The following is a 14279-nucleotide window of genomic DNA, read 5'->3' on the forward strand; positions in this document are numbered from 1 at the left end:
GACGCTAGTCCCCCACCCCCGCCCGGCGCGATCCGTTTTCCGCCGGTCAGCCGGCGGCGCGGCCGATCTGGCGGGCGAGCCCGGTCACCCGGGTGGCCGCGGCCTGGAAGGGGCTTCCGGCGGGCTGCAGGGTCAGCAGCACCAGGACGTACCGGTCGCCCTGGCCGAAGGTGCCGGTGGTGTGCAGGACCGGGCGGCCCAGCCCCAGGTCGGGGGCCGCCACCGGGTGGAAGGCGGGACCGCCGCCGGCGGCGGGACTCACCCCGGGGGCGCGGGGCCCGGTGCAGGGGACGGCGGGGACGTCGCCGAAGCCGGACCACCCCTGCTTGACCGCCCACGGCCGGGGCAGCGCCCGGGGCACGCCGAAGTACTGGTCGAACCGGTCGACCCCGCACTGGGTGGCCTGGTGCAGCTGGGTCATGATGAACGTGCGGGCCGGGCGCGGCGCCCGCTCCAGCAGGTAGCGGTAGGTCCGGGCGATGTCCAGCGCGCTGATGGCGGTGTACCCCCAGAACCCCGGCTTGTCGGCCGGGGGCGGCGCGGTGTCGGTGAGCCCGATCCGGGCGCGCATCCGGCCGATGATCGCGCCCTGGCCGCCCCGCCGCCACAGCAGGGTGGCGGCCCGGTCGTCGCTGGAGCGCAGCATCGGCCGCAGCATCGCCGCGTCGGCCGCCGGGACGGGGGCGGACGCGGGCCGCGCGGCGAAGTAGTCCAGCGCGATCAGCACCTTGACCACGGACGCCGACCGCATGGTCCGGCGCTCGTTCCCGCGCAGCACCACCCGCCGGGTCTGCCGGTCGTACAGCACGTACCCCGCGGTCACCCCGGCCGGCACCCGGGGCGCCCGCACCGCCGGGCGGGTCGGCGCGGGAGTCGGCGCGGCGGAAGCGGAAGTGGGCGCCGCCGGCTCGGCGGCGGGCGGCGCGCTCGCCGGGCCGAGCATTCCGCAGCCGGCGAGCAGGGGCGCCACGCCCGCCGCCACGAGCAGCCTGAAGGACCTCACCGCCTCTGCCTACCAGATCCGCCCACCCGGAGGTGGGAATCCGGCGAGGTCAGGTGCCGGGTTCGGCGTACCAGCGGGGCCGGGCGGGGCGTGGCGGGTCGACGGCGTCCAGGGCGGCGCGCAGGGCGTGCAGCGCCTCGTAGACGCGGGTCTTGACGGTTTCGACGGGCAGTCCGAGAACGCTCGCGGCCTCGTTGACGGAGCGGCGCCGGAAGTAGGTCTCGACCAGGATCTCCCGGTGCGCGGACGACAGGCTGTGCAGCGCTTGGGACACGTTCGCTGAACGCACGGGGTCCTCCCACCGTCGGCGGTGCGCCCACCCGTCCTCGAACCCGCCGGACACGTGACGGTCATCGGTGGGGTACGGGGTCGTGCGGCGCTGTGTCACCCCCTCAAGCTGGCACGCTCCCCGCCTCCGACCAAGCCTCTTATGGCGCTCTTAATCCACGACTAAGTCCCTGATATCGGAGCCCGGTGAACCCGCGACAACTCCTTACCGTTCCAGGACGTCGCCCCTGCCACGCCCCGCCGGCCCGCACCGGAGGGCTAGCGTCACGATCATGCGAGTACTGGTGACAGGATCGGCGGGTTTCATTGGATCGCACATCGTCGAGGCGCTGGCCGCGGCGGGCCACGAGGTCGTCGGGCTCGACCTGCGGGCGGCGGCCGGCACGGCCGCCGGGGACGTGCGCGACCCGGAGCGGGTCGCCCGGTGCCTGGCCGGAGCCGACGCCGTGTGCCATCAGGCGGCGATGGTCGGGCTGGGCACCGACATCCACGACCTGCCCGCCTACACTTCCGTGAACGCGTTCGGGACCGCGGTCCTGCTCTCGGAGATGGCCCGGTCCGGGGTCGGCCGGCTGCTGCTGGCCTCGTCGATGGTGGTGTACGGGGAGGGCCGCTACACCTGCCCGGAGCACGGGCCGACGCCCGCCCCGCCACGGGCCGAGGAAGATCTGGCCGCGGGCCGGTTCGAGCCCGGGTGCCCGCGGTGCGGCGCCCCGCTGGAGCCGAGCACGATCGGCGAGTCCACCGGCCTGGACCCCCGCAACGTCTACGCCGACACCAAGGTGGCCCAGGAACATCTGGCGGCCTCGTGGGCCCGGGCGACCCGCGGCCGGGTGATCGCGCTGCGCTACCACAACGTGTACGGGCCCCGGATGCCGCGCGACACCCCCTACGCCGGGGTGGCGGCCATCTTCCGGTCCGCCCTGGAGCGCGGCGCGGCGCCCGAGGTCTTCGAGGACGGGGCACAACGGCGGGACTTCGTCCACGTCCGTGACGTGGCCGCGGCCAACGTGCTCGCGCTGGAGTCGGCGTGGTCGCGCCCGTTCCGCGCGTACAACGTCGCCAGCGGCGACCCGCGCACGGTCGGCGAGATGGCCCGGGCCCTCGCCGCGGCCTGCGGCGGCCCCGACCCCGTGGTGACCGGGCAGTACCGGCTCGGCGACGTCCGCCACATCGTCGCGTCCCCTGAACGCGCCCGCCGCGAGCTCGGGTTCACCGCCGCGGTGTCCTTCGAGGCGGGCCTGGCGGAGTTCGCCCGCCGGCCGGTGAACGAACCGCGATGACCCGGATATGACCGGGCAAAACCGTCGGCCCGTCACCGCTTCGTAAGGGTCTGCCACGGGGATCCGGGCCTAGCGTCGATCGCATGACCGATGTCGTGCTGCCCTGCCTGAACGAGGCGGAGGCGCTGCCCTGGGTGCTCTCCCGGATGCCCGACGGCTTCCGGCCGATCGTGGTCGACAACGGCTCCGACGACGGATCGGCCGAGGTCGCCGCCCGGTACGGCGCGGACGTGGTCCGGGAGGCTCGGCGCGGCTTCGGCGCCGCCTGCCAGGCCGGCGTGCGGGCCGCCACCGGTGAGGTCGTGTGCTTCATGGACGCCGACGCCTCCCTGGACCCCGCCGAGTTGCCGCGGCTGGTCGCGGCGCTGGCCGGCGCCGACCTGGTGCTCGGCCGGCGGCGCCCGGTGCGCCGGTCCGCATGGCCGGTCCACGCCCGGGCCGGCAACGCCGTCCTCGCCGCGTCGCTGAACCGCCGCCATCCGGATCTGCGGGTCCGCGACCTCGGGCCGATGCGGGCGATCCGGCGCGCCAACCTGCACCCGCTCGACCTGCGCGACCCGCGGTTCGGCTACCCGCTGGAGATGGTGCTGCGGGCCGCGCAGCGCGGCTACCGGATCACCGAGATCGACGTGGCGTACCTGCCGCGGCGCGGCCGGTCCAAGGTCACCGGGACCGTCCGCGGCACCCTGCGCGCCGTCCGCGACATGCGGCGGGTGCTGGCGGCGTGAGCGCGTTCGACGTGGTGGTCATCGCCAAGGAGCCCCGGCCGCGGTATGCCAAGACCCGGCTCACCCCGCCGTACACCCCCGGCGAGGCCGCCGCGCTGGCCGAGGCCGCGCTGACCGACACGCTGGCCGCCGTGGCCGGCTCGCCCGCCGCCGTCCGGACCGTCTGCCTGGCGGGCCGGCCCGGGCCGTGGCTGCCCGCCGGTGTCCGGGTGACCGGGCAGCGCGGGGACGGGCTGGCCGAGCGGCTGGCGCACGCCTTCGACGACGCCCACGCGGGCCGGCCGGTGGTGCTGATCGGCATGGACACCCCGCAGGTGACACCCGGCCTGCTGGCCGCCGCCGGCGACGCGCTGCGCACCCACGACGCGGTGTTCGGGCCCGCCACCGACGGGGGTTTCTGGCTGCTCGGGCTGCGCGAACCCGATCCGGCGTTGCTGCGCGGCGTCCCGATGTCGCGGGCCGACACCGGCGCCCGGCAACTCGCCCGGCTGCGCGGCGCGGGCCTGGCGGTGGCGAAGGCTCCGGAGCTGACCGACGTGGACACCGCCGCCGACGCCGCACTCGTCGCGGCGCAGGCGCCCGGCGGTGCCTTCGCCGCCGCGTTCCACCGGTACCGGCGGGAGGCTCCGGCGTGATCGGCGAGCCGTACGCGGCGGCGCTGGCCGGTCGCGGAACCGCCGAGATCGAGTCGGCGGACGGCCGGCGCCGGCCGCTGCGGGTGGCGGACTGGCTGCGCGCCCGGCCCGGGGACGCGGGCCTGCTGCTGCGGTGCTCCGGGGCGACCCTGGACGTCGGCTCCGGGCCGGGCCGGCTCACCGTCGCGCTGGCCGAGCTCGGCCTGCCCTCGCTCGGCATCGACGTGACCCCGTACGCGGTCGAGATGACCCGCGCGGCGGGCGGGCTGGCACTGCACCGGGACGTTTTCGACCGGGTCCCCGGCACCGGGCGGTGGCGGACCGTACTGCTCGCCGACGGCAACGTCGGCATCGGCGGCGATCCGGGGGCGCTGCTGCACCGGGTCGCCCAGTTGCTCGCTCCGGACGGCCGCGCGCTCGTCGAGGTCGAGCCCCGGGGCGGGCGGAGCCGGGTCGAGCGCGTCCGTCTGGTCGCCGCGGAGCGTCGCACCCCGTGGTTCGACTGGGCGCACCTGGCCCTCGACGACGCCCCGGCGCTCGCCGCCCGGTGCGGCATGCGCCTGACCGACCACTGGGAGGAGGCCGGACGATGCTTCGCCGTCCTCGCACACCGGACCGCCGCACGACCGGCCGGCTGAACAGCCCCGGGATCCGGCGGTCGCTCGGCCGGGCGAGCACCGTCCCGGCCACGGTCGGCGACCGGTTCACCAGCGCGCTGCACGGCGAGCGGGTCGCGGCCTGGCTCGGTGTCTGGCTGGGCATCAGCTTCACGGTCGCGTTCGTCACCGGGCTGATCAGCCATTTCATGCAGCACCCACCCGGCTGGGCCGCCTGGCCGGCGCGCCCGGTGGGCCTCTACCGGTTCACCCAGGGACTGCACGTGATCGGCGGGCTGGCGACCGTCCCGCTGCTGCTGGCCAAGCTCTGGACGGTCTACCCGAAGCTCTGGCGGTGGCCGCCGTTCCGCTCCCCCAGGCACGCGGTCGGGCGCGGCCTGATCTTCCTGCTGGTCGCGGGCGCGTTGTTCCAGGTCGGCACCGGCGTGCTCAACATCGCCTACTGGTACCCGTTCCCGTTCTTCTTCACCACCGCCCACTACTGGACTGCCTACGTGCTCTTCGGGGCGCTGCTCATCCACGCCGCCGACGAGTGGGCCAAGGTGCGCCGGCACGTTCCGGGCGGCTCCCTGGACCGGCCGCTCCGGCCCCGCTCGGCCGAGGACCGGACGCGGCGCGGTTTCTTCGCCTCCGTCGCGGCCGCCTGCGGGCTGGTCGCCCTCACCACGGCCGGGGAGGCGTTCACGCCGCTGGCCCGGCTGGCGGTGCTCGCGCCCCGCCGGCCCGGCGTGGGACCCCAGGGGCTGCCAGTCAACAAGTCCGCCGCGGCGGCGGGGGTCACCGCCGCCGCCGTCGATCCGGGCTGGCGGCTGGCCGTCACCGGCGACGTGGCCCGGGAGTTGTCGCTGAGCCTGGCGGAGTTGCAGGCGCTGCCGCAGCGGACGGCGCGGCTGCCGATCTCCTGCGTGGAGGGGTGGAGCGCCGAGGGGACCTGGAGCGGTGTGCGGCTGCGCGACCTGCTGCGGCGGGCCGGAGCGCCCGACGGCGCCCGGGTCCGGGTGGAGTCCCTGGAGCGGGGCGGCCGGTACCGGACCTCGACGGTCGATCCGCCGCACTGGCACGACCCGCTCACCCTGCTCGCGCTGCGGCTCAACGGTGAACCCCTCGACCTCGACCACGGCCGGCCGTGCCGGCTGATCGCCCCCAACCGGCCCGGCGTCCTGCAGACCAAGTGGGTGACCCGGCTGGTGGTGACCGCGCCATGAGGATCAGGCCGCCGGGGGCCGGTGCCCTCGTCCGCGCGGCCGGGATCGCGCTGATCGGTGTCGGCGCGGCCGGGCTGCTCGCCCACGCCGCCGACACCCGGCCCGCCGCGTGGGCGGTGTGGTTCGCCGGCGCCGCCCTCGTCCACGACCTGCTGCTGGTGCCCGCGGTCCTAGCCGTCGGGGCGGCCACCACCTGGATTCCCGGTCCTTACCGCCGGCCTGTCCAGGCCGGGCTCGCCATCGGCGGGACCGTCGCCCTGGTGGCGCTGCCCGTGGTCCTCGGGTACGGGCGGCGCCCCGACAACCCCTCCGTCCTCCCCCTGGACTACGGCGCCAACCTGCTGCTCGTCCTCGCCCTGGTCGCCGCGGCGACCGGTGCGGCGTCGGCCGCCACGTGGTGGCGGCGCCGGCGGCGGAAATCCCGGGGCCGGTCACCACTCCGATAGCACCAGCGCCTGGACGGCCACGGCGGTCAGCGCCTGTGCCGCCAGCCAGCCGCGGGCCGGCGGCCGGTGCAGGGCCGCGGCGACGACGATCCAGGCGGCGTACGGCACCCAGATCCGCTCGACCTCTCCCCGGGTCACCCCGGAGACGGCCAGGGCGAGCGTGCCCAGCAGCGCGGCCCCCACCAGCGGCGCGACCCCGGTGGCCCAGGCGGCGGGCACCGGGCGGCGGCGGGCGGCACGGCGGGCGGCCGCCGCCACCGCCGGCAGCGCGTACGCGACGGCGGGACCGGTCAGCAGCCCGAGCACGGCGAAGTCCGCGACCAGGAAGTAGGTGTAGGAGCGGCGGGCCGAACCCCCGCTGACGAGGTAGGTGTCGAGCGTTGCGGCCACCCCGTCGGGCCACCAGAACCCGGCCAGGGTGAAAGCGGCCGGGACCACCGCCATGCCGCCCAGCAGGACCGCGACGGCCGCCCGGCGCGGGCGCCCGACCAGCAGCACGGCCAGCGGCACCGCGAACAGCGGCAGCAGCCCGTAGCTCAGGTACGGCAGCGTGCCGAGCAGCAGCCCGCCGGCCGCGGCGGCGAGCAGGCGCCCCCGGCCCCCCCGCTCCTCGCGCCGGACCGCCAGCGCGACCAGCGCCGTCCCCCACGCCGCCACGCCGAGGAAGAAGGCGTCCATCGCGGTGGCGATCCACAGCGCGAGCGGGGCGAGCACCAGGAACGGCAGCGCCCGCCGTGCCGCCGGCTCGCCGGCCAGGCAACGGATCGTGATCGCGATGGCCGCGACCGCCGAGCCCCCCACCGCGATGATCAGGGCCGCGGCCCAGCCCGTGCCGCCGAACCCCAGGGCCTCCCAGCCCCACAGCACCAGCATCGGCAGCGGCGGGTGCCCGCGGGTGTGCACGGGGTAGGCGGGCAGCGCCTCAGTGAACGTCCGCAGCCAGTGCAGCGGGTCGGCCCGGACCGCGGCGAGCCCGGCGGGGTACTCGGTCGGAGCGTTCAGCGGGGCGGCGAGCGCGCCGGGGCCGTCGGCGGCCGCCAGCGCGACCGCCCAGCCCACGGCCGCCGCCCAGGACACCAGGAGCAGGGGACGCCAGGCCAGCCGGCGCGCCGCCACCGGGAACGCGGCGACGACCAGCGCGGCCACCGCCACCGCGGGCAGCAACTGCCAGGTGAGCAACCGGGCCTGGGCGTGCAGGGGCGGCAGGTCGTCCTCGGTCGCCAGCCCGGCCCGGCGGAGCAGGTACCCGACGATGAACGCTCCCGCGATCAGCAGAGCCCAGCAGGCCACGGCGATCCACCCGGCCCGCGGGCGGCCCGCCGAGCGGCCGGAGCCGCGCCGGGTGCTCTCACATGCGGTCACCCGCCCAACCTAGATCCGGCCGGACCCGAACCCGCCGACGCGTCACCGCCTCGTAAGGAAGTCTCAGCGGCTCGCGGCGGCCTGCCAGGTGCGCAGGAAGGACTCGGCTCCGGCGGCCATATCCCGCACGATGGGGTCGCCGGCGACCAGGCGCAGGTCCTCGATCCAGTCGGGGACCAGCCCGTAGTGGGCGACGCCGTCGGTGTTGACGTCCCAGACGCGCTGGCCGGTGCGCTGCCGGTCCAGGGTGACGCCGCCGTCGAAGGACCTGAAGGGGTAGCGGACGGGGTTGCCGGCGTTGCCGGCCCGGGGCGGTGGGAGGGCGCCCAGGCCGTTGGCGTCCAGGCCGTAGCCGTAGCCGGGGACGCCGTGCTCGTCGCGCAGGTGCTCGGTGCGGCGCCATTCCTCGGTGAACCGCTCGGAGCCGAACCCGTAGGAGGTGATCATGCCGCCCAGGGCGTAGATCCGGTGCTGGTAGGCCGGTTCCATCCAGCTGTGCGAGGACAGGACGCCCGGGTAGCCGGCGGCCTCCAGCAGGTCGAGGGTGCGGTCGGCGGCCTTGACGCTCATGTGGTCGATGTCGATCATCATGCCCCGCCGCATCATGCCCTGGAGCGCGTACTCGCCGAGCCCGGTCAGGCCGTGGACGTTGCAGTGCGGCGCGGGCGGGTACAGCGGCGGCGGGAGGAGCCCCGCGAGGAAGTCGGGGATGACTCCGCCGGGCTCGATGGGGTTGTCGTGCTCGGGGCCGGTGCAGGTGCGGGCCTGCCAGAAGCGCCCGGTGCTCAGCAGGTTGCCGAGGTTGACGATGACCCCCTGGGCGCCGGAGTCGAAGCGAACTCCGCACAGCGCGTTGTCGTACTTGTGGCACAGGAACATGCTCCGCACGCCCATCGCGTGCAGCTCGTCCAGCCTGCGGTCGATCTGTCCCCGGGTGCAGTGCGGGATGCCGAAGGTCTGGCGGCAGCCGAACGGCTCGGAGGTCTCGACGCCGAGCACCACGGCGAGTTTCCCGCCGGTGATGACCTGGCGGGCCTCGGCGGGGGTGCGCACGACCCGGAACCAGCCCCGGCCCGGCCCGCCGCTGCGCTCGTCGATGTACTCCTGCAGTTCGAGGGTCCGGCGGGCCTGGACCCGCAGGATCTCCATCTCGTCGCAGGTGTTCTGCTTGAGCGGGTAGATCTCGCACAGCTGCCGGTTGGCGACCAGCTGGTTGACCATGAGGCGGAGGCCGCCGCGCCACGCCCGCTCGACCCACTTGTGGTACGCCTGCTGGTGCGTCAGCGAGTCGGGTGCGGGCCAGTCCTCGAAGGTGGGCCAGCCGACCGGGTCGTGCGTGCCCAGCGGGGAGCCGTGCCGCAGCAGGTTCTCGATGAGGGCGAGCTCGCCGTTGGGCAGGTGGTCCGGGCAGTCCGCCAGCGCCTTGGTGATGCCCTCGGGGTGGAACGGCCGCCCGCACAGCATCCTGCCGCCGAACGCCTCGTAGGAGAACAGGTGGCTGTGCGCGTCGACGAACCCGCGGACCGAGCCGTCCGGGGCGGTGCCGGTGAACGGCTCCCCGACGGCGTTGACCTCCGATTCCGGCGGCGCCGCGCCGGCCGGGGCCTGGGCCAGGCCCACGGCGAGGGCCGCGCACAGCACCGCGGCGAGCGTTCGGATCCCGGGACGGCGACGGAACATCGCGCACCTCACAGTTCGGGGGGAACCGCCGCCCGCACTGTAAAACGGCACACGGCCGGGATCAATGAAACCTGAAAGGGTTTCGCATTTTGGGCCCCGTCCTGGCCGGTCCGGGAGATCTCCTGGACGGGGACCCCGGTGGGGTCCGGCGCGGGCGGTTCGGGATCCTCCCAGGCCGCCAGGCTGAGCAGCAACAGCAGGTGGGCCAGCACGATGATCACGGCCAGGGCCAGTGCCAGATCCCGGCCGTAGCCGCGGCTCACCCCTCGGCCAGGACCCGCTGGGCGATGGCGAAGGCGGTGTTGGCCGCCGGCACCCCGCAGTAGATCGCGGCCTGCAACAGGACCTCCTTGATCTCGTCCGGGGTGAGGCCGTTGCGGAGGGCGGCGCGGACGTGCATGGCGAGCTCGTCGTGGTGGCCGCCGGCCACCAGCGCGGTGAGGGTGATGCAGCTGCGGGTGCGGCGGTCGAGGCCGGGGCGGGTCCAGATCTCGCCCCAGGCGTACCGGGTGATGAGGTCCTGGAAGTCCGCGGTGAAGTCGGTGGTGCGGGCCGTCGCGCGGTCGACGTGGGCGTCGCCCAGCACCTCGCGGCGGACCTTCATGCCCGCGGCGTGCCGCCGCTCGTCGGGCTCGTCGGCCGGGTTCATTTCCAGTACTCCCCCAGGTGGGCCGCGAGGGCGGCGGTGAACTCGACCGGGCGTTCCAGGTTGGCCAGGTGCGCGGCGCCCGGGAGGACGGTCAGCCGGGCGCCGGGGATCCCGCCGGCGAGCGCCCGCGCCACCGGCTCCGGGACGGCGGGGTCCGCGGCGCCGGCGAGCACCAGGGTGGGTGCGGCGACCGCGGGCAGGTCTGCGGTCACGTCGTAGTCCGCGAGCGCCTCGCAGCAGGTCGCGTACCCCTCGGGGTCGATGCCGCGGATCATGGCGATCGCGGCGTCGGCCACCGCCGGGTCGGCGGCCGGGGTGAACCAGCGGCCCCGCGCCCCCTCGGCGATCCCGTCCATCCCCTGGGCGCGCACCGCGGCCGCCCGGTCGTGCCACATCGCGGGCTCGCCGAACCGGGCGGCGGAGCAGCACATCGCCAGCGCGCCGACCCGGTCGGGCACCGCCAGCGCGAGCGTGACGGAGATGGCCCCGCCCAGCGAAATGCCGGCGGCCGCGAACCGCTCGACGCCCAGCCCGTCCAGCAGGGCCAGCACGTCCCCGGCCAGGTCGGCCAGGGTGGCCGGGCCGGGGACGACCTCCGAGCCGCCGTGCCCGCGCAGGTCGTACCGGATCACCCGCCAGGACTCCGCCAGCACGGGCAACTGCGGGTCCCACAGCTCCAGCGTGCTGCCCAGCGACGGGCCCAGCACCAGCACGGGCGCCCCGTCGGGGCCGTCCACCCGGTGGTGCAGCCGCGCGGGGCGCTGCGGGGACGGGGACGTCATGGCTTCCTCCGGTGGTAGTGGGCCTGGTAGTGAGCCAGGGCCCGGTCGGTCAGCTCGGCGGCGGCCCCGGTGGTGCCGTCGAGCCCGGCGAGGCCGGCGAGCATCCGGTCGGGGTGGACGACCATACCGCCGGTCAGTTCGGCGGCGGCGTCGGCGGCACCCGCGACCAGCCGCAGGGTCTCGCGCAGCGGCTGCCACTCCGCGTGCCAGGCCCCGACCGGCCGCTCGTGCTCGCCGACCGCCGAGGCCGCCAGGACCGAGACGTAGGCGGGCACCTGGAGCGCGGCCGAACGCACCCGCACCGACAGCACCGGGTTGCGCTTGTGCGCCATGATCGAGGAACCGCCGCGCCCGGGGGCGGCGGGCTCGGCGACCTCGCCCACCTCGGTCTGCGCCAGCCAGATCACGTCGGTGGCGAGCTTGCCCAGCGCCCCCGAGGTCTCCGCCAGCGCGGCGCCCAGCCGCAGCACCGGGGCGCGCCGGGTGTGCCAGGGCAGGATGGGCTCGGCCAGGCCGAGTTCCGCCGCGTACAGCGGCAGCAGTTCGGGCCCGGCGGGCGCGGCGAGGGTCCCGGCCGCGCCACCGAGCTGGACGGGCAGCGCCCGGCGGGCCCGGTCGAGCTCCTCGCGGGCGTCCAGGCAGCCCAGCAGCCAGCCCGCCGCCTTCAGCCCGAAGGTGGTCGGCACCGCGCGCTGGCCGAGGGTGCGGGCCGGCATCGGGGTGTCGCGGTACCGGCCGGCCAGCCCGGCGAGCGCCGCCAGCGTCCGGTCGAGCGCGGCCAGGACGGGTTCCAGGGCCCGGTGCGCCACCAGCATCGTGGCGGTGTCGACGATGTCCTGGCTGGTGGCCCCGCGGTGGACGTGCCCGGCGACCGCCGGGTCCAGGGCGGCGCGCAACTCCGCCAGCAGCGGCACCACCGGGTTGCCGGTCTCCAGCGCGCGCAGCGCCAGCGCTCCGGGGTCCGGGCGCAGCCCGGCCGCCACCCGGGTGATCTCGGCGGCCGCGGCGGCGGGTACGGTGCCGGCCCGCGCCTGGGCGCGGGCCAGCGCGGCCTCGGCGTCCAGCAGCGCCCGCACCCAGGCGGCGTCGCCGGTCGAGGCGGACGCGCCGGCCCGCGCCGGCGCGAGCAGCCCCACGTCGGCGGACGGCGGGTCCGGCCGGATCTCGGGCGGCACGGGTCTCCTCTCGGCTCCGGCCCGGCCCAGCAGGCCGGGAAGGCTCAGTAGGCCAGGAAGACGGTCTCCCGCTCGCCCTGCAGGTGCACGTCGAAACGGTATTCGCCGGGCCCGGCGACGGCGGCGACCAGGGTGTCCCGGCGGGCGGGGTCGACCGCGGCCAGCAGCGGGTCCGCGGGGTCGGGGGCGAGGTAGGCGCGGGTGGCGACCGGTTTGAGCAGCCCCCGGGCGAAGACGAGCACCGCCAGGTAGGGGGCGCGGGCGGTGGTGAAGCGGTACTCCCCGTCCGCACCGGTGGGGCAGCGGCCGAAGCCGGCGTCAGGGTGCCAGATCTCCACCAGCGCGTCCGGCACCGGGTCGCCGGCGCCGTCGAGCACCCGGCCGTGCAGCACGATCGCGCCGGGCGTGCCGGGCGGCACCGTCTCCGGGCCGCCCTCGTAGGGCAGGGCGTAGTGGAAGAACGGTCCGACGGTCTGCGACGGGGTCGGCATCACTGCTCCTCGAAGGGGACGGCGTCCAGCACGATGTCCCATACGTAGCCCAGTGCCCATTCGGGCTCGGTGGTCGCCAGGTCGAAGCCGGCGATCAGCTGCTCCCGCGCCTTGACGTCCGGGATCGACTGGAAGATCGGGTCGAACGCGAACAGCGGGTCGCCGGGGAAGTACATCTGGGTGACCAGCCGCTGGGTGAAGGCCCGGCCGAACAGCGAGAAGTGGATGTGCGCGGGCCGCCAGGCGTTGGCGTGGTTGCGCCAGGGGTACGCGCCGGGCTTGATCGTGACGAACCGGTACCGGCCCGCGGCGTCGGTCAGGCAGCGTCCCGCTCCGGTGAAGTTGGGGTCGAGTGGAGCGGGGTGCCGGTCGCCGGAGTGCACGTACCGGCCGGCGGAGTTGGCCTGCCAGATCTCCACCAGCGCGTCCGGCACCGGCCGCCCGGCGCGGTCGAGCACCTGGCCGGTCACGATGATCCGCTCCCCCAGCGGCTCCCCGGCGTGGCCCCGGGTCAGGTCGCTCTCGGCGGGGTCCACGTCGGTCGAGCCGTACACCGGGCCGGTGAGCTCGACGGTCTCCGGGTCGTAGGGCACCGGCACCAGGTCCCGGGCGGGGGCGCGCAGCGTAGTGCCCCGGTAGTCGGGGTGCAGGTACGGAGGGTGGGTCATGGCCGGTGGCCTTCCGGGAACGCGGGTGGAACGGCTGGAATGTCGGCGGGGACGTCCTCGAACGGCAGGCCGACGTAGTTCTCCGCCAGCGTCGCCGCCGCCGCGTCGGAGGAGGTGACGTAGTCCAGGTAGGAGCGCTGCAGCCGCCGCCCGTAGGCGTCGTCGGAGTCGAAGGTGTGCAGCAGCGTCGTCATCCACCAGGAGAAGTGCTGGGCCCGCCAGACCCGGCGCAGGCAGGTGTCCGAGTAGCCGTCGAGCAGGTCGGTGGAGCCGGTGGCGTACCAGGCGGCCAGCGCCTCGGTGAGCAGCCGCACGTCGGCCACCGCCAGGTTGAGGCCCTTGGCCCCGGTGGGCGGCACGATGTGCGCGGCGTCGCCGGCGAGGTAGAGCCGCCCGCAGCGCATCGGCTCGGCCACGAAGCTGCGCATCGGGGTGACGCTCTTCTCGATGATCGGGCCGGTGGTCAGCGCGAACCCGGGGACGGTCTCCAGCCGGGTGCGCAGCTCGGCCCAGATCCGCTCGTCCGGCCAGTTCGCCACGGGCTCGTCCGGCGGCACCTGGAGGTAGAAGCGGCTGATCGTCGGGGAGCGCATGCTGTGCAGCGCGAATCCCCGGTCGGTCTGGGCGTAGATCAGTTCCTCGGCGGAGGGGGGCACCTGGGCGAGGACGCCGAGCCAGGCGAACGGGTAGTCCCGCTCGAAGACCGACAGCACCCCCGGCGGGATCGCGGGCCGGGACACCCCGTGGAAGCCGTCGCAGCCGGCGATCACGTCGCAGTCGAGCCGGACGCGCTCGCCGTCGGCCCGGGTGAAGGAGATCGCGGGCTTGTCCGTCTCGAAGCCGTCGGGCACCACGTCGGAGACCTCGAACAGCACCTCGCCGTCCGCGGCCAGCCGCGCGGCGATCAGGTCCTTGACCACTTCCTGCTGCCCGTACACGGTGATCGACCGGCCGGGCACCAGCCGCTCGAAGGCGATCCGATGGCCGGCGCCGCCGAAGCGCAGCTCGATCCCGTGGTGCGGCAGGCCCTCGCGGCGCATCCGGTGCCCGACCCCGGCCTCGTTCAGGACGTCGACGGTGCCCTGCTCCAGGACCCCGGCCCGGACCCGGCGCTCCACGTACTCCCGGTCGCGGGTCTCCAGCACCACCGAGGAGATGCCGCGCAGGTGCAGCAGGTGGGACAGCAGCAGGCCGGCCGGTCCGGCCCCGATGATCCCGACTTGAGTACGCATGAACGCTCCAGGACGAAGGATGTTCCGATCCTTCC

General features: G+C 75.7%; 17 protein-coding genes. 6 read left to right on the forward strand and 11 right to left on the reverse strand.

Features of this window, described 5'->3' with window-relative positions; translation table 11 throughout:
- Nucleotides 1-46: 46 nt before the first annotated feature.
- On the reverse strand, nt 47-1003 hold the full coding sequence (locus tag DPM19_RS03975) for a serine hydrolase (RefSeq protein WP_111863439.1): 957 nt from the start codon (nt 1001-1003) through the stop codon (nt 47-49).
- Nucleotides 1004-1052: 49 nt separating this feature from the next.
- A complete protein-coding gene (locus tag DPM19_RS03980; protein WP_233509843.1) occupies nt 1053-1292 on the reverse strand; it encodes a sigma factor-like helix-turn-helix DNA-binding protein in 240 nt (79 codons plus the stop codon).
- A 271-nt stretch (nt 1293-1563) separates the two neighbouring features.
- On the opposite strand from DPM19_RS03980, the gene DPM19_RS03985 reads away from it, so the two are divergent.
- The 6 genes from DPM19_RS03985 to DPM19_RS04010 all read left to right on the forward strand — a co-directional run bounded on the left by DPM19_RS03985 (nt 1564) and on the right by DPM19_RS04010 (nt 6205).
- Nucleotides 1564-2574: an NAD-dependent epimerase/dehydratase family protein gene (locus DPM19_RS03985; protein ID WP_111863441.1), complete on the forward strand. Its 1011-nt coding sequence runs from the start codon at nt 1564-1566 to the stop codon at nt 2572-2574.
- Between the two features lie 83 nt (nt 2575-2657).
- On the forward strand, nt 2658-3302 hold the full coding sequence (locus DPM19_RS03990) for a glycosyltransferase family 2 protein (protein ID WP_111863442.1): 645 nt from the start codon (nt 2658-2660) through the stop codon (nt 3300-3302).
- Nucleotides 3299-3937 (forward strand): TIGR04282 family arsenosugar biosynthesis glycosyltransferase, encoded by a 639-nt coding sequence (locus DPM19_RS03995; RefSeq protein ID WP_111863443.1) that lies wholly within the window; start codon nt 3299-3301, stop codon nt 3935-3937. Before DPM19_RS03990 ends, DPM19_RS03995 begins: the two co-directional genes overlap by 4 nt.
- Nucleotides 3934-4575, forward strand: a complete 642-nt coding sequence (locus DPM19_RS04000; RefSeq protein ID WP_111863444.1) for a class I SAM-dependent methyltransferase — start codon at nt 3934-3936, stop codon at nt 4573-4575. The genes DPM19_RS03995 and DPM19_RS04000 overlap by 4 nt, the downstream gene beginning before the upstream one ends.
- A complete protein-coding gene (locus DPM19_RS04005; protein WP_111863445.1) occupies nt 4527-5759 on the forward strand; it encodes a molybdopterin-dependent oxidoreductase in 1233 nt (410 codons plus the stop codon). The genes DPM19_RS04000 and DPM19_RS04005 overlap by 49 nt, the downstream gene beginning before the upstream one ends.
- Nucleotides 5756-6205, forward strand: a complete 450-nt coding sequence (locus tag DPM19_RS04010) for a hypothetical protein (protein WP_199484839.1) — start codon at nt 5756-5758, stop codon at nt 6203-6205. The genes DPM19_RS04005 and DPM19_RS04010 overlap by 4 nt, the downstream gene beginning before the upstream one ends.
- Here the strand turns inward: DPM19_RS04010 and DPM19_RS04015 are convergent.
- The 9 genes from DPM19_RS04015 to pobA form a co-directional block, all read right to left on the reverse strand.
- Complete coding sequence (locus tag DPM19_RS04015; RefSeq protein ID WP_111863446.1) at nt 6191-7567, reverse strand: hypothetical protein; 1377 nt, start codon at nt 7565-7567, stop codon at nt 6191-6193. The two genes, DPM19_RS04010 and DPM19_RS04015, sit on opposite strands and share 15 nt — an antisense overlap.
- A gap of 63 nt (nt 7568-7630) precedes the next feature.
- Nucleotides 7631-9247, reverse strand: a complete 1617-nt coding sequence (locus DPM19_RS04020; protein ID WP_111863447.1) for an amidohydrolase family protein — start codon at nt 9245-9247, stop codon at nt 7631-7633.
- Between the two features lie 8 nt (nt 9248-9255).
- The gene (locus DPM19_RS04025; RefSeq protein WP_111863448.1) at nt 9256-9510 is read right to left on the reverse strand and encodes a hypothetical protein; all 255 of its coding nucleotides are present in this window, start codon (nt 9508-9510) and stop codon (nt 9256-9258) included.
- Complete coding sequence (pcaC, locus tag DPM19_RS36065) at nt 9507-9896, reverse strand: 4-carboxymuconolactone decarboxylase (protein WP_233509844.1); 390 nt, start codon at nt 9894-9896, stop codon at nt 9507-9509. The genes DPM19_RS04025 and pcaC overlap by 4 nt, the downstream gene beginning before the upstream one ends.
- Nucleotides 9893-10678 carry a 3-oxoadipate enol-lactonase gene (gene pcaD / locus DPM19_RS04030; RefSeq protein WP_233509845.1) on the reverse strand — a complete coding sequence of 262 codons (786 nt, stop codon included), beginning with the start codon at nt 10676-10678 and terminating at the stop codon, nt 9893-9895. The genes pcaC and pcaD overlap by 4 nt, the downstream gene beginning before the upstream one ends.
- A complete protein-coding gene (locus DPM19_RS04035) occupies nt 10675-11853 on the reverse strand; it encodes a lyase family protein (protein ID WP_233509846.1) in 1179 nt (392 codons plus the stop codon). The genes pcaD and DPM19_RS04035 overlap by 4 nt, the downstream gene beginning before the upstream one ends.
- Before the next feature lie 44 nt (nt 11854-11897).
- Nucleotides 11898-12344, reverse strand: a complete 447-nt coding sequence (locus tag DPM19_RS04040) for a dioxygenase family protein (RefSeq protein ID WP_199484840.1) — start codon at nt 12342-12344, stop codon at nt 11898-11900.
- Nucleotides 12344-13012, reverse strand: coding sequence for a protocatechuate 3,4-dioxygenase subunit beta (pcaH, locus tag DPM19_RS04045; RefSeq protein ID WP_111863450.1), 669 nt, complete (start codon nt 13010-13012; stop codon nt 12344-12346). The genes DPM19_RS04040 and pcaH overlap by 1 nt, the downstream gene beginning before the upstream one ends.
- Nucleotides 13009-14244 (reverse strand): 4-hydroxybenzoate 3-monooxygenase, encoded by a 1236-nt coding sequence (pobA, locus tag DPM19_RS04050; RefSeq protein WP_111863451.1) that lies wholly within the window; start codon nt 14242-14244, stop codon nt 13009-13011. Before pobA ends, pcaH begins: the two co-directional genes overlap by 4 nt.
- Nucleotides 14245-14279: the final 35 nt, after the last annotated feature.

The organism is Actinomadura craniellae, assembly GCF_003289645.1.
GTDB lineage: Bacteria > Actinomycetota > Actinomycetes > Streptosporangiales > Streptosporangiaceae > Actinomadura_D > Actinomadura_D craniellae.